The sequence below is a fragment of the Methylobacterium sp. TK31 genome, assembly GCF_055361545.1.
The window spans coordinates 3,105,211-3,129,290 of the sequence record NZ_CM143964.1; the positions used below are offsets into that span (position 1 = coordinate 3,105,211).

The 24,080-nt window shown below is 71.5% G+C and carries 21 protein-coding genes; 8 read left to right on the forward strand and 13 right to left on the reverse strand.

Annotation, left to right across the window (positions count from 1 at the left end):
- Position 1: 1 nt before the first annotated feature.
- Genes ACXJY8_RS14395 through ACXJY8_RS14405 form a run of 3 tightly spaced genes read left to right on the forward strand, consistent with a single transcriptional unit; the run spans position 2 to position 2,444 of the window.
- Positions 2-499 carry a TspO/MBR family protein gene (locus ACXJY8_RS14395; protein WP_463769986.1) on the forward strand — a complete coding sequence of 166 codons (498 nt, stop codon included), beginning with the start codon at positions 2-4 and terminating at the stop codon, positions 497-499.
- A 3-nt stretch (positions 500-502) separates the two neighbouring features.
- Complete coding sequence (locus ACXJY8_RS14400) at positions 503-823, forward strand: hypothetical protein (protein ID WP_463769988.1); 321 nt, start codon at positions 503-505, stop codon at positions 821-823.
- A gap of 55 nt (positions 824-878) precedes the next feature.
- The gene (locus ACXJY8_RS14405) at positions 879-2,444 is read left to right on the forward strand and encodes a c-type cytochrome (protein ID WP_463769990.1); all 1,566 of its coding nucleotides are present in this window, start codon (positions 879-881) and stop codon (positions 2,442-2,444) included.
- A gap of 198 nt (positions 2,445-2,642) precedes the next feature.
- Here ACXJY8_RS14405 and ACXJY8_RS14410 read toward each other — a convergent pair whose 3' ends face one another.
- Entirely contained in the window at positions 2,643-2,819 is a 177-nt protein-coding gene (locus ACXJY8_RS14410) for a hypothetical protein (RefSeq protein WP_463769992.1), read from the reverse strand.
- 353 nt (positions 2,820-3,172) lie between these two features.
- Between ACXJY8_RS14410 and ACXJY8_RS14415 the strand changes: the two genes are divergently transcribed.
- Entirely contained in the window at positions 3,173-4,054 is an 882-nt protein-coding gene (locus ACXJY8_RS14415) for a heparin lyase I family protein (protein ID WP_463769994.1), read from the forward strand.
- Between the two features lie 36 nt (positions 4,055-4,090).
- On the opposite strand, the gene map is transcribed toward ACXJY8_RS14415, so the two are convergent.
- The gene (map, locus tag ACXJY8_RS14420) at positions 4,091-4,840 is read right to left on the reverse strand and encodes a type I methionyl aminopeptidase (RefSeq protein ID WP_463769996.1); all 750 of its coding nucleotides are present in this window, start codon (positions 4,838-4,840) and stop codon (positions 4,091-4,093) included.
- A 160-nt stretch (positions 4,841-5,000) separates the two neighbouring features.
- Between map and hrpB the strand changes: the two genes are divergently transcribed.
- Both hrpB and ACXJY8_RS14430 read left to right on the forward strand, forming a co-directional pair.
- Positions 5,001-7,502 (forward strand): ATP-dependent helicase HrpB, encoded by a 2,502-nt coding sequence (hrpB, locus tag ACXJY8_RS14425; RefSeq protein ID WP_463780645.1) that lies wholly within the window; start codon positions 5,001-5,003, stop codon positions 7,500-7,502.
- Positions 7,499-7,942 carry a DUF805 domain-containing protein gene (locus ACXJY8_RS14430; protein ID WP_463769998.1) on the forward strand — a complete coding sequence of 148 codons (444 nt, stop codon included), beginning with the start codon at positions 7,499-7,501 and terminating at the stop codon, positions 7,940-7,942. The genes hrpB and ACXJY8_RS14430 overlap by 4 nt, the downstream gene beginning before the upstream one ends.
- Positions 7,943-7,946: 4 nt before the next feature.
- Here the strand turns inward: ACXJY8_RS14430 and lpxB are convergent, their stop codons facing one another.
- Genes lpxB through fabZ form a run of 4 tightly spaced genes read right to left on the reverse strand, consistent with a single transcriptional unit; the run spans position 7,947 to position 11,291 of the window.
- Positions 7,947-9,119, reverse strand: a complete 1,173-nt coding sequence (lpxB, locus tag ACXJY8_RS14435) for a lipid-A-disaccharide synthase (RefSeq protein WP_463770000.1) — start codon at positions 9,117-9,119, stop codon at positions 7,947-7,949.
- Positions 9,116-10,030 (reverse strand): LpxI family protein, encoded by a 915-nt coding sequence (locus ACXJY8_RS14440; RefSeq protein ID WP_463770002.1) that lies wholly within the window; start codon positions 10,028-10,030, stop codon positions 9,116-9,118. Before ACXJY8_RS14440 ends, lpxB begins: the two co-directional genes overlap by 4 nt.
- Positions 10,027-10,827, reverse strand: coding sequence for an acyl-ACP--UDP-N-acetylglucosamine O-acyltransferase (gene lpxA, locus ACXJY8_RS14445; RefSeq protein WP_463770003.1), 801 nt, complete (start codon positions 10,825-10,827; stop codon positions 10,027-10,029). The genes ACXJY8_RS14440 and lpxA overlap by 4 nt, the downstream gene beginning before the upstream one ends.
- Positions 10,828-10,835: 8 nt before the next feature.
- Complete coding sequence (gene fabZ / locus ACXJY8_RS14450) at positions 10,836-11,291, reverse strand: 3-hydroxyacyl-ACP dehydratase FabZ (protein WP_463780649.1); 456 nt, start codon at positions 11,289-11,291, stop codon at positions 10,836-10,838.
- Positions 11,292-11,686: 395 nt separating this feature from the next.
- Here fabZ and ACXJY8_RS14455 point away from each other — a divergent pair, with 395 nt between their 5' ends.
- Entirely contained in the window at positions 11,687-13,057 is a 1,371-nt protein-coding gene (locus ACXJY8_RS14455; protein WP_463770005.1) for a helix-turn-helix domain-containing protein, read from the forward strand.
- A 3-nt stretch (positions 13,058-13,060) separates the two neighbouring features.
- On the opposite strand, the gene lpxD is transcribed toward ACXJY8_RS14455, so the two are convergent.
- The 5 genes from lpxD to ACXJY8_RS14480 all read right to left on the reverse strand — a co-directional run bounded on the left by lpxD (position 13,061) and on the right by ACXJY8_RS14480 (position 21,216).
- A complete protein-coding gene (gene lpxD, locus ACXJY8_RS14460) occupies positions 13,061-14,119 on the reverse strand; it encodes a UDP-3-O-(3-hydroxymyristoyl)glucosamine N-acyltransferase (protein ID WP_463770007.1) in 1,059 nt (352 codons plus the stop codon).
- 45 nt (positions 14,120-14,164) lie between these two features.
- The gene (gene bamA, locus ACXJY8_RS14465) at positions 14,165-16,726 is read right to left on the reverse strand and encodes an outer membrane protein assembly factor BamA (protein WP_463770009.1); all 2,562 of its coding nucleotides are present in this window, start codon (positions 16,724-16,726) and stop codon (positions 14,165-14,167) included.
- Between the two features lie 323 nt (positions 16,727-17,049).
- Entirely contained in the window at positions 17,050-18,210 is a 1,161-nt protein-coding gene (rseP, locus tag ACXJY8_RS14470) for an RIP metalloprotease RseP (protein ID WP_463770011.1), read from the reverse strand.
- Positions 18,211-18,391: 181 nt separating this feature from the next.
- On the reverse strand, positions 18,392-19,972 hold the full coding sequence (locus ACXJY8_RS14475) for a DHA2 family efflux MFS transporter permease subunit (protein ID WP_463770013.1): 1,581 nt from the start codon (positions 19,970-19,972) through the stop codon (positions 18,392-18,394).
- 8 nt (positions 19,973-19,980) lie between these two features.
- On the reverse strand, positions 19,981-21,216 hold the full coding sequence (locus tag ACXJY8_RS14480) for an HlyD family secretion protein (RefSeq protein ID WP_463770015.1): 1,236 nt from the start codon (positions 21,214-21,216) through the stop codon (positions 19,981-19,983).
- A gap of 141 nt (positions 21,217-21,357) precedes the next feature.
- Here ACXJY8_RS14480 and ACXJY8_RS14485 point away from each other — a divergent pair, with 141 nt between their 5' ends.
- Positions 21,358-22,002: a TetR/AcrR family transcriptional regulator gene (locus ACXJY8_RS14485; RefSeq protein WP_463770017.1), complete on the forward strand. Its 645-nt coding sequence runs from the start codon at positions 21,358-21,360 to the stop codon at positions 22,000-22,002.
- 39 nt (positions 22,003-22,041) lie between these two features.
- Here ACXJY8_RS14485 and dxr read toward each other — a convergent pair whose 3' ends face one another.
- Together dxr and ACXJY8_RS14495 are read right to left on the reverse strand one after the other, a co-directional pair.
- Positions 22,042-23,205 (reverse strand): 1-deoxy-D-xylulose-5-phosphate reductoisomerase, encoded by a 1,164-nt coding sequence (gene dxr / locus ACXJY8_RS14490; RefSeq protein WP_463770019.1) that lies wholly within the window; start codon positions 23,203-23,205, stop codon positions 22,042-22,044.
- A gap of 12 nt (positions 23,206-23,217) precedes the next feature.
- A complete protein-coding gene (locus ACXJY8_RS14495) occupies positions 23,218-24,078 on the reverse strand; it encodes a phosphatidate cytidylyltransferase (protein WP_463770021.1) in 861 nt (286 codons plus the stop codon).
- Between the last annotated feature and the right edge of the window lie 2 nt (positions 24,079-24,080).

Consider the following 24,080-nt stretch of genomic DNA (forward strand, 5'->3'; position numbering starts at 1 on the left):
CGTGGGTTTAGATGCGGCGGACGGCTGGGGACCGGCCGGCGTCGCCGCCGCCGCGGCGATCCTCGTCGCCCTGGCGGGCGGGCTCCTGACCACGACCGGGCCCTGGTACCAAGCCCTCAGGCGTCCCGCCTGGAAGCCGCCGGACTGGGCCTTCGGCCCCGTCTGGACCACGATCTTCACCCTGACGGCGGTCTCGGCCGTGCTCGCCTGGAACGCCGACGCGAGCGCTTCCTCACGCACCGCCCTGGTGGCCGCCTACGCCGTGAACGCCGTGCTCAACATCGCCTGGAGCGGCCTGTTCTTCCGCCTGCGCCGTCCGGACTGGGCCTTCGTCGAGGTGCTGTTCCTCTGGCTCTCGATCGGGGTGCTCATCATTGTCACAGCACGCGTGCACGGGATGGCTGCCCTGTTGCTGCTGCCCTACCTCCTCTGGGTCGGAATCGCCGCCTGCCTCAACCGGGCGATCGTCCGCCTGAACGGCCCGTTCCGGAGCGCGTGAGCGATGGAGTCCCTCCTTGCCAGCGGTCACCTGATCGACGCGATCCTGCTCCTCGTCGCACTCGAGGCGCTGGGCCTGATCCTGTGGAGCCGCCGGGCGCGGGGCGTCTGGCCGCTCGCCCTCCTGTGCAACCTCACCTCCGGCGCGGCCCTGATGCTGGCGCTGCGCGGAGCCCTGACCGGTGCCGGCTGGGCCGCGATCACCGGATGCCTCGCCCTGGCCGGGCTCGCCCATCTCACCGAGATGGCGTTGCGCCTCGGCCTCAGCCCCGCCGACCCCGTCCGTCCGCCCCCCAGGATCCCGAGAGACGCGCACCCGAGCTAGGGGCGCGGAACCCCACGCCCGACCGCCCCCGACACCACAGACCCGGAGAGACGTCATGGACTACCGCCGCACCGCTCTCCGCCTGGGGACCGGCCTCGCTCTGGGATTCGGCGCGCACGGCGCCTCGGCCCAGGACGCCGACCTGATCAAGCGGGGCGAGTACCTCACCACCGCGGGCGACTGCGTCGCCTGCCACACCGCGCCGGACGGCAAGCCCTTCGCGGGCAACTACGTGCTCAACACACCGATCGGGAAGATCCGCACGCCGAACCTGACGCCCGACCCCGAGACCGGACTCGGCAACTGGAGCGCGGACGACTTCTACCGGGCCTTCCACGAGGGCATCACCAAGGACGGCTCCTACCTCTACCCGGCCTTTCCCTTCGCTTGGTACACCAAGGTCACCCGCGCCGATTCCGACGCGATCTTCGCCTATCTGAAGTCGCTGCCGGCGGTGCACGAGCCGCGCAAGCCCTCCGAGATCCCGTTCCCCTTCAACATCCGCACCGCACTCATCACCTGGCGCACCGCCTTCTTCACGGCCGGCGAGTTCCAGCCCGACCCGCAGGCGAGCGCCGAGGTCAACCGCGGCGGCTACCTCGTCGAGGGGCTCGGCCATTGCGGCATGTGTCACAACGCCAACAAGATCGTCGGCAACAGCGGCCTGGCCGGCAAGCTCGGCGGCGGCGTCATCGACGGCTGGTACGCGCCCAACATCACGCCCGACGACCATACCGGGATCGGCGGCTGGAGCGACGAACAGGTGGTGACCTACCTGAAGACCGGCGCCGCCCCCGGGAACCAGCCCGGCGTCGCGGCCGGGCCGATGCGCCAGACCATCCAGGAATCGCTGTCGAAGATGACCGACGCGGACCTGAAGGCGATGGTGGCCTACCTGCGCACGCAGAAAGCCAAGGAAAGCTACAAGGTCAAGGACCTCCAGGCCTTCAATCAGGCCGACGCCCCCGGCGCCGCGACCTATCTCAGCTACTGCTCCTCCTGCCACAAGCCGGACGGCAAGGGCGTCGAGGGCGCGATCCCGGCGCTCGCCGGCAACACCTCGGTCCAGGCGCAGGGACCCGAGACGGTGATCCGGGTCATCCTCGGCGGGCTGTCGGCCCAGAACGGCTACGCGCCGATGCCGGCCATCGGCGCGGGCATGACCGACCAGGAGGTGGCCGACGTCACCGACTACGTCCGCAACGCCTGGGGCAACGCCGCGCCGGTGATCCGCGAGCGCGGCGTCGTCGCCACCGCGCGCAAGGCCACCGAGACCATGCTGGCCGGTACCGCGCCCTGTGCGGAGATCGCCCAGCCGGACATCGCCAAGGCGGTGGACGAGTCGGGCGCCGCGCAGAGCCTCGCCGGGCTCGAGCCGGAGAACTTCATTCCGACGATCAATGCCCTGTTGCCGAAGATCAAGGCGGCCGTCCCGGACGCCAAGGGCGACGACATTGTCAACGGGCTGACGACGGCCTTCTGCAAGGCCGGCCGGAACGATACGCGCTACGACAAGGCCGGCTGGCACACGGTGATCGGCAGCTTCGCCAGCGTCACCTACGCCCAGCTGCGAAACCCCGAGCTCAAGGCCGCCAATACCGGGACGCGGCCGATCCCCTGACGGAGACGAGCCGCGGCGTCCGGCACGCCGCGGCCCCTGCACCGGTGACGCATTCCTGGTTTCGACGTCTCCGGGTTCGCGTCGCCGCGCGTTTTGTGCGCGCGCCGACACCGAAAATGCGGCGACGGCCGGACCGGACGTCGTCGGAGGCACGCGGCCCCTCGGGCGCCCGCTCGTCAGGCGCGATTCAAGGGACGTTCAGTGCTCCGTGCCGGGCCGGTTCGGCCGCGGCGGGCCGCCATGCGTCTCGACGAAGGCCGAGCGCTCCGGCGACTTCTTGCGCGCCGCGACGCGGGCGCGCATCACCAGCAGGGCGCCGATGGCCAGAGCGAACGTCGCCAGCGCCAGTCCGAAGATCAGGTATTGATCCTGCATGTCGCCCTCTGAGTTACTGCTGACGGTCAATCGAAAACAGGTTTTGACAGTTCCAACTTGGCCATAAGGTTTATTGAATTCCGTGATCGCCGTGTTGCAGTCGGCGATCACGGTGCGTCGCGGCGATCCGGCAATGGCGACCCTGCCGCCGGCGATCCAGGCAATGGTCGGGAGAGCCCCGTCTGGAGCGATCGCGTCCCGTCGCCATCCGTCCCGGCGGGTCGCCGAAAGGCCGTCCCGGCCTCCGGTCGATTTGCAAAATCAGGCCGCTGTCCGGCAACAGGATGCCTCGGCCCGCGGGGGGATTCGCTCTTTGCCGTTGCGGTCGCTCATTCTCACAGGGATGTCGGCGCATGACCTTGAACAGGAGGGACATCCTCGCCGCAGCCGCGACGCTGATCGGCATCACGGAGGCCGGAGCGACAAAGGGGCGGGCCCGCGCTCCGGACGGGGCCGATCCCGCCGCCCGCCCGCAGGCGGCGCAGGGGCTGTCCGCGACCGGCGACCGGACCATTGCGAACGGCGCGGTCGTGACGCTCGGCGGTCAGGACTGGCAGGCACAGACCGGCACGCCGGACGGCGTATCGGTGAACGCGGCCGGCCGGGTGCGCTTCGTCGCCCGGACCGGGGAGCGGGCGAGCTTCGACCCGCCCCGGAAGATCCGCGCGGAACTCTGCGGTCAGCAGCGCTACGAGAAGGGCGAACCGATCCGGTTCTCCGGCGCGGTGACGGTCGACCGGGCCAGCACGATTCGCGGGACGGACTGGTGCTCCCTGATCCAGATTCACCAGGCGGATCCGTTCCGGGCCGATGGCCGGCCGGTCATGGCCTCGCCCCTGTTCGCCGTCGACCTGACCCTGGACCGGGCGGGCCGGCCGATCCTGCGTGCGCGGGGCGAGACAGGGACGGGCCGGCAATGGACGTTCGCGCCCCAGCGGGTCCTCGGAACGGCGCCCTTCGCCTTCGGGGTCGAGCACGACTTCGCGCTGGAGGCGACCGACGGGCACGGCGGCGCGGGGCGGCTCCGGTTCCTGCTCGACGGACGGGCGGTCTGCGACCTCGCCGGGCCGACCGGCTACGAATACGTCGATCTCCTCGCGGACGCGCTCCCCGGACGCCGCCAGCAGACCGGATCCTACCTCAAGATGGGCGTCTACGCCGGCAAGGGCGCCGGCACCAAACCGCCGCCGGGCGTCTTCGTGGCCTGTACGTTCCGGGACCTGAGGACCGGGTGATCAGGACGAATTGGGGCCGGTCTCGGCCGGCCGGTCTCAGCTCGCCACCGTGACGACGAGCGGCCCGTTGCGGGTGGCGACCACCGTGTGCTCGTACTGGACCGTGAGCGCCTTCGGCCGGCTGTAGAGGGTCCAGGGATCGTCGCCGTCCTCGGCGAACTCCGCGCCGAGGGAGAGGAAGGGCTCCACGGTGAAGACCAGACCCTCCGTCGCGATCCGCCGCTCGGAGGCGTCGGGCCAGGTGGCGATCTCGGTCGGCTCCTCGTGGAGGGAATGGCCGACGCCGTGGCTCGCGAGGTTGCGCACCAGGGTGTAGCCGTTGCGGCGGGCGAAGGCCCCGACCGCCTGACCGATGGCGGCGATCGGCTTGCCGGTGCCGACCTGGCGCAGGCCGGTCCACATCGCCCGCCGCCCGTCCTTGCAGAGCCGCTCCACCGCCCGGGTCACGGGCGGCACCGCGAAGGAGGCGCCGGTATCGGCGAAGTAGCCGTCCTTCTCCGCGGAGACGTCGATGTTGACGAGGTCGCCCGGGTTGACCCGGCGGGGACCCGGAATGCCGTGCGCGACCTCCTCGTTGACGCTGATGCAGGTGGCACCGGGAAAGCCGTAGGCCAGTTCCGGGGCCGGCCGGGCGCCGGCGCCTTCCAGCAGCCGCCGGCCCAGTGCATCGAGCTCCAGCGTCGTCATGCCGGGTTCGATCGCCCGGCCCATCGCCTCGAGCGTGCCGGCGACGATGCGCCCGATCCGCTTCAGCGCCGCCAGGTCGTCGTCGCTCGATACCGTCATGTCGCTGTTCCTCGGGGCTGCCCGGATGGCCCGGACGCTGGCGCGCTTTCTCGCGTCGGAGAAAATCCATAGCCGACCTGCCGCGTCCGGACGAAGCCGCAATCGCTCCAGGCACCGCCGCAGCTTGCGGATCGCGCCGGATCGCGTCACCAGCACCGTGATGGCCCATCCCGCCCCCGCCGCCGTATCCGACTTGCCGATCGAGGCCGCCCTCCCGGCCCTGCGCGCGGCGCTCGCGGCCGGCCCCTCCGCCGTGCTCGTGGCGCCGCCGGGCGCCGGCAAGACCACCCGGGTCCCCCTCGCCCTCCTCGACGCGCCCTGGCTGCGGCCCTCCGACAAGATCATCCTGCTGGAGCCGCGCCGCCTCGCCGCCCGCGGGGCGGCCGAGCGGATGGCCGCCACCCTCGGCGAGCGGGTCGGCGACACCATCGGCCTGCGGGTCCGCCTCGGCTCGAAGATCTCCGGCCGCACCCGGATCGAGGTCGTCACCGAGGGCGTGTTCACCCGGATGATCCTCGACGATCCGGAGCTGAGCGGGGTCGGCGCCGTGCTGTTCGACGAGTTCCACGAGCGCTCCCTCGACGCGGATCTCGGCCTCGCGCTGGCCCTCGACACGCAGGGCGCCCTGCGCGAGGACCTGCGCCTCCTCGTGATGTCGGCGACCCTGGACGGCGCCCGCGTGGCCGGCCTCCTCGGCGCCGCCCCGGTGATCGAATCGGAGGGGCGCGCCTACCCGGTGGAGATCCGCCACTGGGACCGCGACCCCAACCGGCGGATCGAGGACGTGATGGCGGAGGCCGTCCTGCGGGCCCTGCGCGCCGATCCCGGCTCGGTCCTGGCCTTCCTGCCGGGCCAGGGCGAGATCCGCCGGGTCGCGGCTCTGCTGGCCGACCGGATGGACGACGCCACCGAGATCGCCCCCCTGTACGGCGCCCTCACGCCGGCCGAGCAGGACCGGGCCGTCGCCCCCGCGCCGGCGGGCCGGCGCAAGGTGGTGCTCGCCACCAGCATCGCCGAGACCTCGCTGACCATCCAGGGCGTGCGCATCGTCGTGGATTCCGGGCTGTCGCGCGTGCCCGTCTACGAGCCCGGCCTCGGGCTGACCCGCCTCGTCACGGCGCGGGCCTCCCGCGCCTCCGTCGACCAGCGCCGCGGTCGCGCCGGCCGCACCGAGCCGGGCATCTGCCACCGGCTCTGGGCGGAGGCGGCCACGAACGCCCTGGAGCCCTTCACCCGCCCGGAGATCCTCGCCGCCGATCTGTCCGGCCTGGTGCTCGACTGCGCCGCCTGGGGCGTCTCCGATCCGGCGACGCTCGCCTTCCTCGACACGCCCCCCGCTCCCGCTCTGGCCGAGGCGCGGGCGATGCTGCGCGACCTCGGCGCGATCGAGGCCGACGGCCGCCTCACCGAGACCGGCCGCGCCCTGCGTGCGCTGCCCCTGCCGCCGCGCCTCGCCCGCATGGTCGTCGGCGCGGCCGCATACGGCACGGCCCGCGCGGCGGCCGATCTCGCGGCCGTGCTCGTCGAGCGGGGTCTGGGGGGGGACGACACCGACGTGACCCACCGGGCCGAGCGCTTCGTCCGCGACCGCGCCCAGCGGGCCGCGGACATGCGCCGCCTCGCCCAGGGCTGGGCCCGGCAGGCGGAGGGCTTCGCCGGGCCGCGCGCGAGCGCGCCGGCCGGGCTCGACATGAGCGAGGCCGGCCCACTCCTCGCCCTGGCCTATCCCGACCGCGTCGCGCGGGCCCGCGGCCGGGACGGCGAGTTCGTGATGGCCAATGGCCGGGCCGGGCGGGTCGACGCGGCCTCGGCCCTGGCCCGCGAGCCCTTCCTCGTGGTCGCGGAGATCACGGGCACCGCCGCGCAGGGGCGCATCCTCGCCGCGGCTCCGATCACCCTGGAGGCGATCGAGGCGCTGTTCGGGGCGAGGATCGAGGCGGCGACGCAGGTCGCCTTCGACCGAGGCGCGCGGGCCCTGCGCGCCCGGTCCCTGCGGCGCCTCGGGGCCCTGACCCTGGGCGAGCGCACCCTGCCGGTTCCGGCGGACCTCGCCTCGGCGGAGATCCTGGCGCGCGGCGTCGCCGAGATCGGCCTCCCCGCGCTGCCCTGGACGCCGGCGCTGACGCAGTGGCGCGCCCGCCTGCGCTTCCTGCGCGAGGCCGCGCCCGAGACCTGGCCGGACCTCTCCGACGGCCATCTCCTGGCGACGATCGAGGCGTGGCTCGCCCCGGAGATCGTCGGGCGCAGCAGCCTCGACGGGATTTCCGCCGACGACCTGGCGCGCGCCCTCCAGGCCCTGGTGCCCTGGAACCTGCGCGCCCGGCTCGACGCGGAAGCGCCGACCCATGTCGAAGTGCCCACAGGCTCGCGCATCGCCCTCGACTACGACGCCGAGGGCGGCCCGGTTCTGGCCGTCCGGGTGCAGGAGCTGTTCGGGCTCGAGCGACACCCGAGCATCGCCGGCGGGCGCATCCCGCTCGTCCTGCACCTGCTCTCGCCGGCCTCGCGGCCGATCCAGATCACCCGCGACCTGCCGGGCTTCTGGCGCGGTTCGTGGAGCGCCGTGCGCGCGGAGATGCGCGGGCGCTATCCCCGGCATCCCTGGCCGGAGGACCCGGTCGCCGAACCGCCGACCCGGCGCGTGAAGCCGAGGGGCACGTGACGCGACGCCTCCGGGCCGCCCTCGGCCTGTTCGATCCGCGCGGACGCCTCGCGGCGCCCGCCTACCGGCATCTGCTGATCCGCACGCTGCTGCTCGGCTTCGGGCTGCTCTGCCTCGGGATCTGGCTCGCGAGCCTCGGCCTGCGCTGGCCCGGTTTCCTCGCGGTCGCCGCCATCCTGCCGGTGACGGGCGCGTTCGCGATCCAGACGATCCGGCGCCTGCACGACCGCAACCGCAGCGGCGGCTGGCTCGGGCTCTACGTCCTGGCGGAAACCGTCGGCGTCCTGCCGCTGGAGCGGATCGTGGACGCCCATCCCCTCCCGGTCATCGCCCTGGTGCTGGCGATGCTCGGCTTCTTCGTCTGGTTCTTCGTCGAGACGGTGTTCCGGGCGGGAAACCCGGAGCCCAACCGCTACGGCCCGGTCCCGTCCCGGGCCTGACGCGTCAGGCCGCCCGGCGGGCGGCCAGCACGATGCGGGCGGCGCTCCGGCTCGGGGGCTCGTCGTCGGGCAGGCGCATCAGGCTGTCGATGCGGGCGAGCGCCTCGACCTGTGCCGCCCGCGCCGGCTCCCCGGCCAGCAGCGGTGCGACGGCATCGGCCAGGCGCGGCGCGGTGCACTCCGCCTGGATGAACTCCGGCATGGCGTTCTGGCCGAGGATCAGGTTCGGCAGCACGATCGTGGGCACCTGGATCAGGCGGCGCGCCACCGCTTCCTCGATCCGCGAGACCTTGTAGGCGACCACCATCGGCACGCCGGCCAGCGCCAGTTCCAGCGTGACGGTGCCGGAGGCCGCGAGCGCCGCCCGCGCCCGGCGGAAGGTGGCGTGCTTGGCCGCCTCGCCGTGGACGAGGGTGACCGGTACGTCCCAGGCCAGCGCCAGGCGCTCGATCAGCGCCCTGTGCCGGGTCACAGCCGGCAGCACCGCCTCGATCGGCCCGAAGCGCGCCGTGAGCCGCGCCAGGGCGGCGCCGAAGACCGGCATCAGGCGCTCGATCTCGGAGCGGCGGGACCCCGGCAGGATCGCCAGCACCGGGTGCCCCGCCATGCGGGCCTCGGCCTCGGAGGCGCCGGGGCGCAGATCCGCCAGCCGCTCGATCAGGGGGTGGCCGACATAGGTGCAGGCAGGGCCGTTCAGGCGCCGGTGCGCCTCGGGCTCGAAGGGCAGCAAGGCGAGGACGTGATCGATGAAGGGGCGCATCTTCGCCGCCCGCCACGGGCGCCAGGCCCAGACGCTGGGCGAGACATAGTCGACGATGGGCAGGTCCGGCATCCGCTTGCGCACCCGCGAGGCGACCGCGTGGGTGAAGCCGGGACTGTCGATGATGACGAGGACGTCCGGCCGGGCCTCGACGACATCGCGCACGGTCTGGCGGATGCGACGCAGCAGGGTGCGCAGGCGGGCGGCCACCGGCAGGTAGCCCATCACCGCCACGTCATCGATGGGGAACAGCGAGGCGAAGCCCTCCGCCGCCATGGCCTCGCCGCCGACGCCGCCGAAGCGGATCGGCCGGTCGGAGAGGTCGCGCAGGCCGCGCATCAGCTTGGCCCCGAGCTGATCCCCCGAATCCTCGCCCGCCACCAGCCAGATCACCCGCGCGCCCTGCGGTTCGCTCATGAATCCGATCCCGTTCTGGCCGCCGGACCGCCCGACTCGGACCCCAGGCCGAGGAGGAACAGGCCGGCCCGGTCCGCGGCCGCGATGGTGGCCGGACGGTCGATGATCAGGGTGAAGCCCGCCTGGATCGCGAGGCCGGCGCACCCCGCCGCCGCCGCGTTGGCGACCGTCCGCGGGCCGATCGCCGGCAGGTCGACGCGTAGGTCCTGGCCGATCTTGGCGCATTTCACCAGCACGGTTCCGGCCTGCGCGCTGCCGTAGCCGAAGGGCCGGCGGCCGAGCATCCGCGCCCGCGCCAGCATCCGGTCGGTTCCCTCCGGCCCCTCGACCGCCAGGGCGCGCTGCCCGACCATGACCGCGGCCTGGCCGACATCGTAGCGGGACAGGGCCTCCAGCAGGGCGCGGCCGCCCGCGATGGAGTCGCGCGCGGCGGCGTCGGGCGCGTGCCGGCCGAGCACGCCCTCGGGACTGAGGAGATCCGGCGCCACCTCGTGGACGCCGACCACGCCGTGCCCCTGCTCCTCCAGGAGCGCGAGCGCCCCGCGCAGGAGCCGGTCGTCGCCCCCGCCCGAGATCGCCTTGAGGGCGTTGCGGTTGCGCAGGGCCGCGGCGGCATTGAGGATCGCGGCCGGGTTCGGCCGGGAGACGCCGCCGGCCGGCACCACGCTGACCGGCCCCCAAGCCTTGAGGATCGCCAGGATGCCGGCGATGTCGAGGAGGTCGACGGTGGCCTCGGCGCGGGCCCGCATCGCCCGCTCGGCGAAGCCGCGGATCGCCAGGACGCGGAACGAGCGCCCCGCCCGGTCGAGCGAGGCGGCCACGAGCTCGGGCAGGCGGCCGGCGCCCGCCACCAGGACCAGCGCCGCCGGTGCGGAGGCGATGCGCGCGGCCGGCGCCGGGTTCGCGCTCAAGCCGCGCTCGGCGTCTCGCGCGGGGTGCAGAGCGAACGCTTGCCGCCGGCGCGGATGAAGGCGACGATCTCGGCCACGGCCCGATGGGACTCGAACTCGGCGGCGACGTCCTCCAGGCGCTCCATCAGCGTGCCCTCGTTGGCGAAGAGCAGGCGATAGGCCCGGCGCAGGGTGTGGATGTCCTCGCGGGCGAAGCCCCGCCGCTGCAGCCCGATGATGTTCAGGCCCGACAGGTAGGCCCGGTTGCCCAGCGCCATCCCGTAGGGGATGCAGTCGTTCTCCAGGCCGGACAGGCCGCCGACGAAGGCGTGGGCGCCGACCCGCGCGAACTGGATCACGGCCGCTCCGCCGCCGAGGATCGCGTAGTCGCCGACGCTGCAATGACCCGCCAGCATGACGTTGTTGGAGAACACCACCCCGTCGCCGACCCGGCAATCGTGGCCGACATGGCTGTTCGCCAGGAAGGTACAGTTGTCGCCCACCGTGGTCTCGAGCCCGCCCCCGGCCGTGCCCGGATTCATGGTCACGCCCTCGCGGATCAGGCAATCGGCCCCGATCGTCAGGGTCGAGGCCTCGCCCCTGAACTTCAGGTCCTGCGGCGGGTGACCGATGGAGGCGAAGGGGTAGAGCCGGGTCCGGGGACCGATCGTGGTCCGGCCCGCCACCACCACGTGGCTGACCAACTCGCAGCCCGCCCCGAGGGTCACGGCCGGGCCGACATGGCAGAACGGACCGACCCGGACGCCCTCGCCCAGGGTCGCACCGTCCTCGATCACCGCGCTGGGGTGAATCTGCACGTCGGTGCTCACTCGGTCACCAGCATCGCGCCGATCTCGGCTTCGGCGACCAGAGCGCCGTCGACCCGCGCCTCACCGCGGAACCACCACATGGTGCGGCGGTGATTCATCTTGGTCATGTGGTAGCGGACCGTATCGCCCGGCACGACGGGCTTGCGGAACTTGCACTTGTCGATGGTCATGAAGAACACCTGCTTGGTGCGCAGGTCGTCGCTCATGATGTGGCGGCAGCAGATGGCGCCGGCGGTCTGGGCCATGCCCTCGATCAACAGCACGCCGGGAAAGACCGGCAGGCCGGGGAAGTGCCCGGTGAATTGCGGCTCGTTGATCGTGACGTTCTTGATCCCGACACAGCTCTGGTCGCGGTCGATCTCGACGATCCGGTCGATCATCAGGAAGGGATAGCGGTGCGGCAGCAGTTCCAGAACCTTCTGGATATCAGCCGAGCCGAGTTCACGCGGCATGTCGTTCATCGCTTGCATTACCCTACTGCGCGTCGGCGCCCCCGCCGCCCCGCCTCATTCCCGTTCGCCGCCAGACCTGGAGGATGCGCCTTCATTCGGCAGAAGCCCGGCGGATGCAAGCCCTCGGGCGCGAAAGCTCCGGCCCGGCCCCGTCCCGGGGCTCACTTCGGAGCGACCGATCGCCACGTTGTCGTCGTCGATCAGAGGCTATCGCCGCAGTAGAGTTTCGTCGATCTTGACGTCTGTGCCGAGTGCCTGAGAAACCAAATCGATCGACGCAGCAACGGCCCGCATCCGATGCGCTTCCTCTACGAGAACAAGACCTGATGGTTTCGCCCGACAAGGATCGGCTCGCGCGCGGCGAGACCGTGACATCAGGACTGAGCGGATTTCCGATGAGCAACAACGTTCAGGCTCTCCGCCCCGGAGATGCCGTGATCTCGGACGGCCTCGCCGACCGGCCGGCCAGGCCGCTGGACGTCGCGGCCCTGTCGGCGGCCATCGGCGAGATCGCGCCGCGCCTGGTGTCCGATCCGGACGCGGCCGGCCGAACGATCCTCGAGGTCGCAATCCGGCTCTGTGGATGCGGCTCGGGCGGCTTCAGCCTCGTCGAGCCCGGCTCGGACGCCCTGGTCTGGAGCCGGGTGGCCGGTCTGGTCGCCGGTCCCTCGACCGGTCCCTCGACCGGTCCCTTGGCCGACTGGGCCGGCCTTCGCCTCCTGGAGGATCGCGATGCGACCCGCCGATGCCGCGACGCGAACGCCACGCTTCTCGTGAGCCGTCCCTTCGCCGGCCTCTTCGAGGACGCCGACGCTCCCCCGCTGGAGGGTCTGTTCACGCCCCTGCGCGACGGGGCCGGGCACGGCCTCGGCGTGCTGTGGGCCCTGCACCATGACGTCACCGCCCGGTTCGATCGCGAGGATGCCCGTATCCTGGAGCAGTTGGCCGGGCTGCTCGTCCTGGCGCTCGAGGCCCCCGGTGCTGCCCCGGGCCGATCCGCCGCGAGGCCCGCGCGCCGCGTGCGCCGGTCCGTGGAGGCGGAGGCGGCAAATCCGGTCATCCGCAAGCTGCAGGGCTTCGTTCCGCTCACGGCCGCCGAGCGCGATGACCTGCACCACCTCACCGAGGACGCGGTCACCGTGCCGGCCCGGACCGACCTCCTCCGCGCGGACGACCGTCCCGGCGGGATCGTCCTGATGATGGAGGGCTTGGCGTGCCGCACGCGCCGGCTCGGCCCGGACCGGCGCCAGAGTACCGCCTACCTGCTCCCGGGCGATTCCTGCGATCTCGACGTCGCGCCCATGGGCCCGGATGAAACCATCATGAGTCTCACGGAGGGACGGGTCGTACGGCTGGACCGCCCGACCGTGCTGGACCTCACCCGGAACCATCCCGGCATCGCGGCCGCCCTGCGCATGACCGCTCAGGTGAACGAGGCGACCCTGCGGGAGTGGCTGATCGGGCTCGGGTCGCGCGGCCCGCTGGAGCGGATCGCGCATCTGTTGTGCGAGTTGCAGGAACGGTCCAAGGCGGTCGGCCTCGTCGGCGCGGCGGGGCCTCCGCTGCCGCTGAGGCACACCGACCTCGCGGAGGCGACGGGCTTTCCCGTCGTTCACGTGACCCGGGTGATCCATGACCTCGATGGCCGCGGCCTCCTCAACCAGGCCGACGGGAAGCTGATCGTCCGCGATCCCGACCGGCTGAAGGCCCTGGCGGGGTTCACGGGCGCGTACCTCCACCCTGAGGGTCGATGCCCGCGCCGCTGAGGCTCAGGCCTTCGGCTCGTCGGGGCCCGTGGAGCGCTCGGCGAGGCGGGCGAGGGTCGTCAACTCGCGGAACCAGGCCCGGACGGGCTTGGCCGGCGTTCCGCCCCAGCGGCTGCCCGGCGGCACGTCGCGGTTCACGTTCGACGAGCCGGCGATCTGCGAGCCCATGCCAATGCGCAGGTGGCCGACGACGCCGACCTGTCCGCCGAGGACGACGTAATCCTCCAGGGTGGTCGAGCCGGAGATCCCGACCCCCGAGACGATGACGCAGTGGCGCCCGATGACGACGTTGTGGGCGATCTGCACGAGGTTGTCGATCTTGGTCCCCTCGCCGATCACCGTGTCGCGGCTGGCGCCCCGATCGATCGTGGTGTTGGCGCCGATCTCGACATCGTCCTGGACGATGACGCGGCCGATCTGCGGCACCTTCAGGTGGCCGCCGGGACCCATGGCGAAGCCGAAGCCGTCCTGGCCGAGGCGCGCGCCCGGGTGGACAATGACGCGGTTGCCGAGGAGGGCATGGGTCAGGGTTGCGCCCGCGCCGATGGAGCAGTCGCGCCCGACCCGGACCCGCGGGCCGATGCTGGCATTCGGACCGATGACCGTGCCCGAACCGATCTCCGCGCCGGGGCCGATGACGGCCCCGGGATCGACCTGCACGCCCGGCTCGAGACGGGCCTCGGGATGGATATGCGCCCCCGGGGCGACGCCGGCCGCCCCGAACAGCGAGCCCGGGCGCATCGCCTCCGGGTGGAGGCGGGCGAGGAGTCCCGCATAGGTCCGGTAGGGATCGCGCAGGACGAGGGCCACGGTGGTGGACGGGACGCGCAAGGCGAAGCGCGGCGAGACCAGGCAGAGCCCGGCCCGCGTCGCGGCGAGCGCATCGCCGTAGCGGGCATTGTCCATGTAGGCGACGTCGTCCGGCGTGGCGGATTCCAGCGGCGCGGCGCCGGAGATCACGCCGTCCGGGTCCGCACCCTCGGGGAGCGAAACGCCAGCAGCCTCGGCGATGGCGCCGAGGCTGAGGGTGGTGGTCGCGGAGAAGAAGATCGGATCTGACATGCCGTCACAACGCGCTGCCTCCCCGAAAGGAGGCAGCGCTCCGGGTCAGAACCGCGAGCCGCCGGAGAACCGGAAGGCCTGCAGCTGGTCCTTGCCGACGCGGCCGAGGTAATTGCCGGTGGCGTCGTAGGCCTTGACGCCTTCATCCTTCGAGAGGGCGTAGGCGTAGTCGAAGCGGATCGGGCCCAGCGGCGAGTTCCACAGGATCGATGCACCGACCGAGGACCGGATCGTCATCTTGTCGCGCACGTTCACGCACTCGGGTTCGACGCCGATGGTGTTCTGGTTGAAGTTACAGGCGCCGCCCGGCGCGATACCGTTGATGAAGGCGTCGCCGTTCACGTTGAACTGCGTGCGGCCGTTATAGCCGAACAGCGTACCGGCATCGGCGAACACCGCGCCCTTCAGGCCCAGATCCCGCGGCACGCCGGGGAGCGGGAACTGAACTTCGACGGTACCACCGAAGTAGGTCGAGCCGCCGATAGCGTTGGAGCGGCTGTCGCTGATGCCGACGTCGCGCGGGCCGATGCCGTTGGGCGCGAAGCCGCGGACCAGCGACGGTCCGAGGAAGAACTGGTCGGTGATGCGCAGCGGCTGGTCGTTCAGGGCCGTGATGTGACCACCCTGGAATCGGACGAAGCCGACCACGTCCTCGTAGAGTTCCTTGTAGTACCGGGCATCGCCGGTCACGCGGAAGAACTTCGAGTCGCCGCCCAGGCCCGCGACGTCGGGCTTCAGCTCGGCATAGAGACCGTTGCGGGGCGAGCCCAGGTTGTCGAGGGTCGAGTAGGCGAGCGTCAGGCCGGCGAGCGAGGTCAGCGTGTTGCCCTGCGAGCCCTTGAGCGCGATCGAGGCTTCGCCGTCGAGGGCACAGGCGGGATAAGCCGCCTGCTCACCCGGCGCACCGGTCGCCAGTCCACCCGTCGTGAGGGTCGTATAACCGACGATCGGGTTCGAACAGTCGTTGTACGGCCGCTTGACCGTGTTCGGGACCCTCAGCTCGGTGTTGTAGAGCGAGTACCGCATCGTGATGCCGAACTCTTCGGTGATCGGCAGGCCGACGCGGAGCTGGCCGCCATAGACCGTGGTCTCATAGCGCGAGTAGCGGGTCTGGTCGCTGTACTTGTAGAAGGCGTCGAAACCGGCGGCAAGGCGATAGCCGAGGAAGTACGGCTCGGTGAACGAGAAGTCGAAGCCGCGCGAGTACTGGCCGCCGGTGCCCGCCACGCGGACATACTGGCCGCGGCCGAGGAAGTTCGACTCCGAGATCGAGACCTCGCCGATGATGCCGTCCTGGGTGGAGTAACCGCCCGCCACCGAGAACGAGCCCGTGGGCTGATCCTCGACGTCGATGTTGATGATCACGCGGTCGGCCGAGGAGCCCGGCTCGTTGGAGAAGCGCACCTTCTTGAAGAAGCCGAGGCCGTTCAGGCGACGCTCGGCCCGGTCGGTCAGCACCCGATTGTAGGCATCGCCCTCGGTGATATCGAGCTCGCGGCGGATGACGTAGTCGCGGGTGCGGGTGTTGCCGCGGATGTTGATGCGCTCGACGTAGACGCGCGGGCCGTCCTCGACCACGAATCCGAGGGCCACCGTGTGGGTGGCGCGGTCGCGCTGGCCGGTGGGGCGCACCTGGGCGAAGGGGTAGCCCTGGCGGCCGACCTGATTGGTCACGCCGTTGAGGGTGCGCTCCACGTCCTCGGCGTTGTAGACGTCGCCGACCTGGGAGCGGATCTCGCCGTCGAGGGTCTGGGTGTCGAGGCCCGGCAGGCGGGAGTCGATCGCCACCGCGCCGACGCGGTACTGCTCGCCCTCCTCCACCGTGACGGTGACGACCCAGCCGGCATCGCCCTCGCCCTCGACGTAGCGGGCATCGGCGTTCACGACGCGGAAATCGGCGTAGCCGTTCTTGAGGTAGTAGCGCCGGACGATGTCGAGGTCGTTGGTAATGCGATCCGGATCGTAGACGTCCGAGGTCTTGATGAAGCTGAGGAAGTTCATCTCCGAGGAGGACATCAGCTCGCGCAGCTTCGACGACGAGTAGGCGTTGTTGCCCACGAAATTGATCGCCTTGATGCCGGTCTTGTCGCCTTCCTCGATAACGTAGATCACGTCGAGGCGGCCGTTCGGAAGGTCCACCGTGCGGTAGGTGACCTTCGCCGTGCCACGGCCGGCGCGGCGGTAGACTTCCTTGATGCGCTGGATGTCGGCCTGGATCACGGCCTCGCTGAAGGCGCCGCGCGCCTTGGCCTCGACCTCGCCCTCGAGGGTGGCCTTCTCGATCTTCTTGTTGCCCTCGAAGACCACCCGGTTGATCAGGTTGTTCTCGCGGACGCTGACGACGGTGCTGGCGCCGCTGCGGGAAACCTTCACGTCGGAGAACATGCCGCTCGCCAGCAGGTTGCGGCGGGCTTCCTCGGGCGAGCCGGAGGCGGTGCCGGTCACGTAGGACCGGATGGTGTCGGCATCGACACGCTTGTTACCCTGGACGACGATCTGCTGCGCCTGAGCGGTTCCACCGAGAACAAGGCCAGCGGCCGCCGCGGCGACTAGGACGATGGTCTGTTCCGCCGACTTACGCCGGCGCTTCCCCGTCATCGACATCATGTAATCGCCCGTCTCTTTATATCTTCAGCGCGAGTTTGCACCCGCAGCCAGGCGCCCGTTTTCCGGGCGTCCTGACACCTGGTCCCAAGCTCAGCTTCTATCGGGATTCCCACGTTAAGCAAACGCCGGGGGGTCCCGCTCACTGGGGATTTTGGGGAGACGTGGCCTTCCGGTCACTTAACGCCCCAGGCCGATCGTCGAACAGGGTCAACAAACGGTTGCACGCGAAACCCGGAGGTTCCGCGTGCACGGTCGTTTGTGGTTAAGATCGAGGCGTTTGCGTGTCCCGAAGCGGGACCGCGCCGGGAAATCCCGGCGCCCGCTCAGGTGCCGCGCGCGCCCCAGGAGGCGCCGAGATTGAGGATGTCGTTCCAGGCGGCGAACAGCATCAGGAACAGCACGAGCGCGAGGCCGATGCGGAAGCCGATCTCCTGGGCGCGCTCGCTCAGGGGCCGGCCGCGCACCGCCTCGAAGGCGTAGAACAGCAGGTGTCCGCCATCGAGCAGGGGCACAGGAAAGAGGTTGAGGAGGCCGATCGAGACCGAGAGCAGCGCGATCAGGCCGATCAGCCCGCCGAGGCCACCACTCTGCGCGACGGCGCCAGAGACCCGGGCGATGCCGATCGGGCCGGAGAGCTGGTCGGGGGATTCCCGGCCGGTGACCAGCTTGCCGATGTAGTCGATGGTCCGGTCGACCACGAAGTAGGTCTCGTAGGTGCCGAGGCCCAGGGACTGGACCGGCCCGTAATGCACGAGCTTGGCCTCGGTGGCCTTCGGCCCCTGGATGCCGAGCCGGCCGAAGCGGTGGCGGCCGAAGGGCGTCACGTCCTCCTTGCGCTCCGGAACGGCCACGAGCTCGCGGGTCTCGCCGCCGCGCTCGATCGTGAAGGTCAGGCTGGAGCCGGCCGCGCCCGAGACCGTGCGCTGCATGTCGGTGAAGCTGTCGACCCGCGACCCGCCGATGGCGCGGATCACGTCGCCGGGCTCGAAGCCGGCTCGCGCCGCGGCGCTGTCGGGCATCACCGCCTCGACGCGGGCGGGCGTCTCGTAGCGGCCGCCGAAGTAGATGGCGCCGGAGAACAGCGCGATGGCGAGGATGAAGTTGGCGATCGGCCCGGCGGCCACGATGGCGGCGCGCTTGGGCAGGGATTGCGTCGGGAAGCTCGTCGCCCGCTCCTGCGGGGTCATGCGCGCGACCGCTTCCGGGTCAGGGACGCTAGCGCCGTTGGCGTCGCCGTGGAACTTGACGTAGCCGCCGAGGGGAATGGCCGAGAGCTTCCAGCGCGTGCCGTGGCGGTCGTTGAAGCCGAACAGTTCCGGCCCGAAGCCGAGGGAGAAGGCGTGGACGCCGACCCCGCACCAGCGGCCGACCAGGAAATGTCCCATCTCGTGCACGAACACGACGATGCTCAGCACGATCAGGAAGGGAATCACGGCGCCGAAGAAACCGCTCGCCGTGCCGCCCATGGCGTTCAGGAAGTCCATTGGTCGATCCTCCCGGCCTCCCCCGGGGCCGTCGTTCCGCTGTAGCAGATCGGATGCGTCGGACGCGAACGCAAACCTTTCGCGCAGGTTTTGCGGTCGCAGGGGGATGATCGGGCGGCCCTGTCCCCGCTAATCCGGGGACAGGGTAAAGAACCGGGCCGGCGCCCGGGGCCTGTGCCGGTCAGTGTCCGCCGCCGGCGCCGGCCGCCGCGCGGGGCCGGCGGATGAAGGGCACGGCGCAGGCCATAGCCACGAACAGGAAGGTCAGCACCAGGAACACGTCGGTGAAGCCCATCACCAGCCCCTGCATCCTGACGGTGTTCATCATCGCCTTCAGGGCCATGGCGTCGGCGTTGCCGCCGAGCACCTCGAACTGCCGGCGCGTCATCTCCAGGCGCTCGAGGACGGCGGTGTTCGTCCAGGTGAAGCGCTCGTGCAGACGCGCGAGGTGCAGGTCCCAGCGGTCGTTCAGCACCGTGTTAATGAGGGCGAGGCCGACGGCGCCGCCGAGGTTGCGGGTCAGGTTGTAGAGGCCGGAGGCGTTCTTCATCCGGGCCGGCGGCAGGGTGCCGAGCGCGATGTTGTTGATCGGGATCATGCACAGCATCAGCGAGCAGCCGCGCAGGATCTGCGGCACGAGCAGCTCCCAGAAATCCCAGTCCTTGGTCAGACCGGTGACCATCCAGGTGCCGGTGGCGAAGCCGAGAAACCCCAGCCCCATCATCAGGCGCGGATCGACCTTGCCGGAGAAGCGCCCGGCGATCGGCGCGGTGGCGAACATGCAGAGCCCGGAAACGAACATCGTCTCGCCGATCTGCAGGGCCGAGTAGCCGCGCACCCGCCCGAGATAGACTGGGTAGAGGTAGGTCAGCCCGTAGAGGCCGATGCCGAGGACGAAGCTGAAGATGCAGCCGGCGGTGAAGTTGCGGTCGGAGAAGGCCCGCAGGTCGACGATCGGCTCGGCGGCCGTGAAGGCGCGCCAGAAGAAGGCCGGTCCGGCCGTCAGGCAGATCACCGCGCAGGCGAAGACCGCCTCGTCGGCGAGCCAGTCGTGGTTCGGCCCCTCCTCCAGGACGTATTCGAGGCAGCCGAGCATCAGCGCCATGAACACCAGCCCGAACCAGTCGAAGCGCTTGAACAGGGCGAGGTTCGGCTCGTCGAAATCGACCAGCAGGTAGGTGGACACCGTGACGAAGATCCCCGGCACGACGTTGACGAGGAACAACCAGTGCCAGTCGAACAAGTCGGTGAGGTAGCCGCCCACCGTCGGCCCGATGGTGGGCGCCAGGGTCGCCACGAGGCCGATCATCGGCGAGACGATGGAGCGGTTCGAGGGCGGAAAGATCGTGAAGGCCGAGGCGAAGACCGTCGGGATCATGCCGCCGCCGATGAAGCCCTGCGCCGCCCGCCAGACGATCATCTCGTTGATCGAGGTCGAGGTGGCGCACATCAGGCTCATCAGCGTGAAGCCGCCGGCCGAGATCACGAACATCCAGCGTGTGGAGACCACCCGCGAGAGGAAGCCGGAGAGGGGGATCGAGATCACCTCGGCGATGAGGTAGCTGGTCTGGACCCAGGGGATCTCGTCGCCCGAGGCCGAGAGGCCGGCCTGGATCCCGGCCAGGGAGGCCGAGACGATCTGGATGTCCAGGATCGCCATGAACATCCCGAACACCATGCAGACGAACGCCACCATCCGGCGGCGGTCCAGCGGCGGCTCGGCGACCGGCGCGGCGGGTCCCAGGGCGGCGGTGGCTGCCATCCGGGGGCCTAGCGCCGTTCGGCCGTGCGGACGCGGTCCTCGCCGGCGGTCGCCTGCGCGCCCTCCCGGGTGTCGACCCGGACGGTGACGGAGAGACCGGGGCGCAGGATGCCCTCGCGGGCGACGTCCGCGGGCACGTGCACCCGCACCGGCAGGCGCTGGACGATCTTGGTGAAGTTGCCCGTCGCGTTGTCGGGGGGCAGCAGGCTGAAGACCGAGCCGGAGGCGGGCGAGAGCGACTCGACCTCGCCGACGATGTCGCGGTCCGGATAGGCGTCCACCGCGATATGGACGCGCTGGCCCGGATGCATGCGCTCGACCTGCGTCTCCTTGAAGTTGGCGTCGATGCGGACGCTCTCCAGGGGCACCAGGGCGGCGATGCGCGAGCCCGGCGACACGTAGGCGCCGGCCTCCACCGCCTTGTTGCCGACCACGCCGTCGAAGGGCGCCCGGATCGTGGTGAAGGCGAGATCGCGCTCGGCCCGGGCCTCGGCGGTGCGCAGCTCGGCGGCCAGCCCCTCCGCTTCCTTGCCCTGCGCCCGCAGCACCTCGACATTCGCCCGCATGGCGACGAGGGAGGCTTCCGCCCCCTTGACGGCGGCATCGGTGCGGTCGCGGTCGGCCCGCGCCTGCTCGATCCGCGCCTTGGCGACGAAATCGACCTTCTCGAGCTGCTGCTGCCGGGCGTAATCGGCCGCAGCCCGCACCGCGTCGGCCTTATTGGCGTCGATCTGGGCCGAGGCCTGGAGCATCTGCGCCTGGGCGGCCTCGACCTGCCGGGCGATCCGGGCGATGGCAGCCTGCTGCGTCACCAGCTTGTCGTGCGCGGCCTGGGCGGCCAGCCGGTAATCGCCGTCGTCGATGCGGGCGATCACGTCGCCCCTGTGCATCGTCTGCCCGTTCACGACCGGCACCGCCGCGAGGTAGCCTGGGATCTTGGCGGCCAGCACCGAGATGTCGGCCTGCACGTAGGCATCGTCGGTGCTCACGAAGAAGCGTCCCACGGTCCACCACTCATGCGCCTTGTAGGCGCCGCCGCCGAGGCCGGCGAGAAGCAGGGTCGCCAGCACGAACTTGCGCGTGCGCCGGGGCTTGGCCGGCGCCTCCGCCGGCGCCGCCGCGATCACGACGGGCGTCTTCGGCGCAGCCGGCCCGGCCGCGGCCGGGGGAGAGGCGGCGCTCGTCGCGCCGTCGCCGACCAGGGCCGTCTCGGCTCGGAGGCCGTCGTCTTCACGCAGGCTCATGGCATCGATTCCATGGTGTCGATCCCGCCTTCGAAAGCGATTGACCGAACCGTTCGGTCATTTTTCGGGTTGCGAACGCTGGCGCCTCGCGAGGCTCTGGGATATTATGACCGAACCGTTCGGTCAATGAGGATCACGACCATGGCGACCGCAGAAGCCGCCCGCGATGCGCGCGAGCGCACATCGCCGGAGACCGACAAGCGCCGCCAGATCCTCGACGGCGCGCGCGCGGTCTTCATGGCCGCGGGCTTCGACGGCGCGAGCATGGGCGAGATCGCCAAGGCGGCGGGGGTCTCCAAGGGAACGCTCTACGTCTACTTCGACAGCAAGGAGGCCCTGTTCGAGGACCTGGCGCTCGCGGAGAAGCGCGGCCTCGCCGAGGTGCTGTTCCGGCTCGACGCCGACGACCCCGACCTGCGGGCCGTGCTGGCGCGCCTGGGGCGCAGCTACCTCGCCGAGATGATCCGGCCCGAGCACGTCACGGTGATCCGGATGGTCATCGGCGCCTCCGAGAAGTTCCCGCGCCTCGGCCAGGCCTTCTTCGAAGCCGGGCCGGTGCAGGGGACGACCCGTCTCGCCGCCTATCTCGACGCGCAGGTCGCGGCCGGGCGGCTGCGCCCGGCGGACACCAACCTCGCCGCGCGCCAGTTCCTGCAGATGTGCCAGGCCGGATTGCTGACCCGGCTGCTGTTCAATGCCGGCGACGGGGCCGCGCAGGCGGAGATTGAGCACAATGTCGGCGAGGCCGTGCGCGTGTTCCTGGCGGGCTACGGCCCGGAGGCCTGACGACGATCAGGCCGCCGCGACGGCATCCTTGAAGACGGCTCAGGCCGCCGCGAGCGCCTGGCTGCTCCAGCGGCGGACCTCGGCGTCGATGGCCAAGGCCTCGTCGACGTCCTCGGGCGCGGCCCGGTACTGCCCGGCGAAATGCCCGCAGGCGCGCTCGACCAGGTCGGCGATGCCGTAGAAGCCGATCGCCCCCTTGATGAAGGCCGCCACCGCGATCTCGTTGGCGGCGTTCATCACGGTCGGGGCGGCCCCCCCGGCGGCGAGCGCCGCCCGGGCGATCGCCAGGCAGGGGAAGCGCGCCTCGTCGGCGGCCTCGAAGGTCAGGCTGCCGGCGGCGGCGAGGTCGAGATGGCGCCCGCGCGCGATCGTCAGGCGCTCGCCGAGGCCGAGGCAATGGGCGATCGGCACCCGCATGTCGGGCATGGCGAGCCCCGCCGTCACCGCGCCGTCGCGCCAGTAGACGAGGCCGTGCACGATCGATTGCGGGTGGACGATGACGTCCAGGCGCTCCGGCTCCAGAGCGAAGAGGTGGTGCGCCTCGATCAGCTCCAGGCCCTTGTTCATCAGGGAGGCCGAATCGATGTTGATCTTCATGCCCATCGACCAGGTCGGATGGGCGGCGGCCTCCGTGGGCGAGGCCGCGGCGATGCGCTCGCGGGTCCAGGTCCGGAAGGGACCGCCGGAGGCCGTGATCGTCATCTTCGCAACGTCGTCGAGGCGTCCGTCGCCCAGCGCCTGCGCCAGGGCGTTGTGCTCGGAATCCACCGGCAGCAGGGTGGCGCCGTAGCGCTTGGCGTCGCGCATGAAGGCGTCGCCGGCGCAGACCAGGCTCTCCTTGTTGGCCAGCGCCACGGTGCGGCCGAGCTTGAGCGCCGCGTGGGTCGGGCGCAGGCCCGCGGCGCCGCTCACCGCCGCGACCACGATGTCGGCCTCGCGGGCGACCGCTTCGAGGACGGCGCCCTCGCCGGCCCCGTTCCGGATGTTGGTATGGGCGAGCGCATCGCGCAGGGCGGGGCCGGCGGATTCGTCGGCCAGGGCCACGAAGTCGGGCTGCAGGTTGCCGGCGAGCCGGGCGATGGCCTCGACGTCGCGGCCCGCCACGAGGCCGCCGATGCGGAAGCGGTCGGGGTGCTGGAGCAGCAGGTCGATGGTGGATTGGCCGATGGAGCCGGTGGCGCCGAGGATGGTGACGGTCAGCAACGGAGGGGTCCTTCAGGCCGCCACGAAGCGGCGGGCGATGAGATAGAAGCCGGCCAGGACGGCCACGGCGAAGAAGCCGTCGAGGCGATCCATGACGCCGCCATGGCCGGGAATGGAGCGCCCGGAATCCTTGACGCCGTAGCGGCGCTTCAGGGCGGATTCGACGAGGTCGCCGCCCTGGCTCAGAATCGAGGCGGTGGCGCTCACGAGGGCGACCAGCGCGAGCGAGGTGGTGGCGAGGTCGCTCCAGCCGTGGTCCCGCGCCACCAGCACGAGGGCGACGCCGGCGAGCGTTCCGGCGGCGAGGCCGCCGAGGGCGCCCGACCAGGTCTTCTTCGGGCTGACCCGCGGCATCAGCTTGGGTCCGCCGAAAGTGCGCCCGGTGAAGTAGGCGACGATGTCGGTGGACCAGACCACCGCGAACATCCAGGCCGGGCCGAGGATACCGATGCCGGGATCGTCGCGCAGGGCCGTCGGCACCAGGGCGATCACCGCCGAGCTCGCCAGCCCGGCGAGCGCGCGCACCCGGCCGGGGCCGCCCCGCGCCGCCACCGCCACCAGGAGGGCGCCGAGGGCGCCGACCGACAGGGTCGCCGCGGGCGCCGCGCCGCCGTGCTGGCAGAGGACGAGGCCGACCAGGGTGGCGGCCGTGAGGGCTAGAACGCCCCGCCGGGGCAGCACCGCGCTCATGCCGATCCACTCGGCCGCGAAGACGATGCCGGCGGCGAGCCAGATCACCGCGAAGGGCCAGCCGCCCAGGACCAGGGCCGCCAGCACGACGGCGCCGAGCAGGATCGCCGACACCAGCCGGGCCTGGAACTCGCGGCCGGCGAACAGGCCGCGCTGCGCGGGTGCCGCCTCCCCGGGTGCCACGG

Coding starts and splice junctions, on each gene's coding strand:
- ACXJY8_RS14400 (WP_463769988.1), top strand. CDS start 503: ATGGAGTCCCTCCTTGCCAGCGGTCACCTGATCGACGCGATCCTGCTC.
- ACXJY8_RS14455 (WP_463770005.1), top strand. CDS start 11,687: ATGAGCAACAACGTTCAGGCTCTCCGCCCCGGAGATGCCGTGATCTCG.
- rseP (WP_463770011.1), bottom strand. CDS start 18,210: ATGGACTTCCTGAACGCCATGGGCGGCACGGCGAGCGGTTTCTTCGGC.
- ACXJY8_RS14415 (WP_463769994.1), top strand. CDS start 3,173: ATGACCTTGAACAGGAGGGACATCCTCGCCGCAGCCGCGACGCTGATC.
- ACXJY8_RS14405 (WP_463769990.1), top strand. CDS start 879: ATGGACTACCGCCGCACCGCTCTCCGCCTGGGGACCGGCCTCGCTCTG.
- ACXJY8_RS14475 (WP_463770013.1), bottom strand. CDS start 19,972: ATGGCAGCCACCGCCGCCCTGGGACCCGCCGCGCCGGTCGCCGAGCCG.
- lpxD (WP_463770007.1), bottom strand. CDS start 14,119: ATGTCAGATCCGATCTTCTTCTCCGCGACCACCACCCTCAGCCTCGGC.
- ACXJY8_RS14485 (WP_463770017.1), top strand. CDS start 21,358: ATGGCGACCGCAGAAGCCGCCCGCGATGCGCGCGAGCGCACATCGCCG.
- ACXJY8_RS14480 (WP_463770015.1), bottom strand. CDS start 21,216: ATGAGCCTGCGTGAAGACGACGGCCTCCGAGCCGAGACGGCCCTGGTC.
- ACXJY8_RS14410 (WP_463769992.1), bottom strand. CDS start 2,819: ATGCAGGATCAATACCTGATCTTCGGACTGGCGCTGGCGACGTTCGCT.
- bamA (WP_463770009.1), bottom strand. CDS start 16,726: ATGATGTCGATGACGGGGAAGCGCCGGCGTAAGTCGGCGGAACAGACC.
- lpxB (WP_463770000.1), bottom strand. CDS start 9,119: ATGAGCGAACCGCAGGGCGCGCGGGTGATCTGGCTGGTGGCGGGCGAG.
- map (WP_463769996.1), bottom strand. CDS start 4,840: ATGACGGTATCGAGCGACGACGACCTGGCGGCGCTGAAGCGGATCGGG.
- fabZ (WP_463780649.1), bottom strand. CDS start 11,291: ATGCCGCGTGAACTCGGCTCGGCTGATATCCAGAAGGTTCTGGAACTG.
- hrpB (WP_463780645.1), top strand. CDS start 5,001: ATGGCCCATCCCGCCCCCGCCGCCGTATCCGACTTGCCGATCGAGGCC.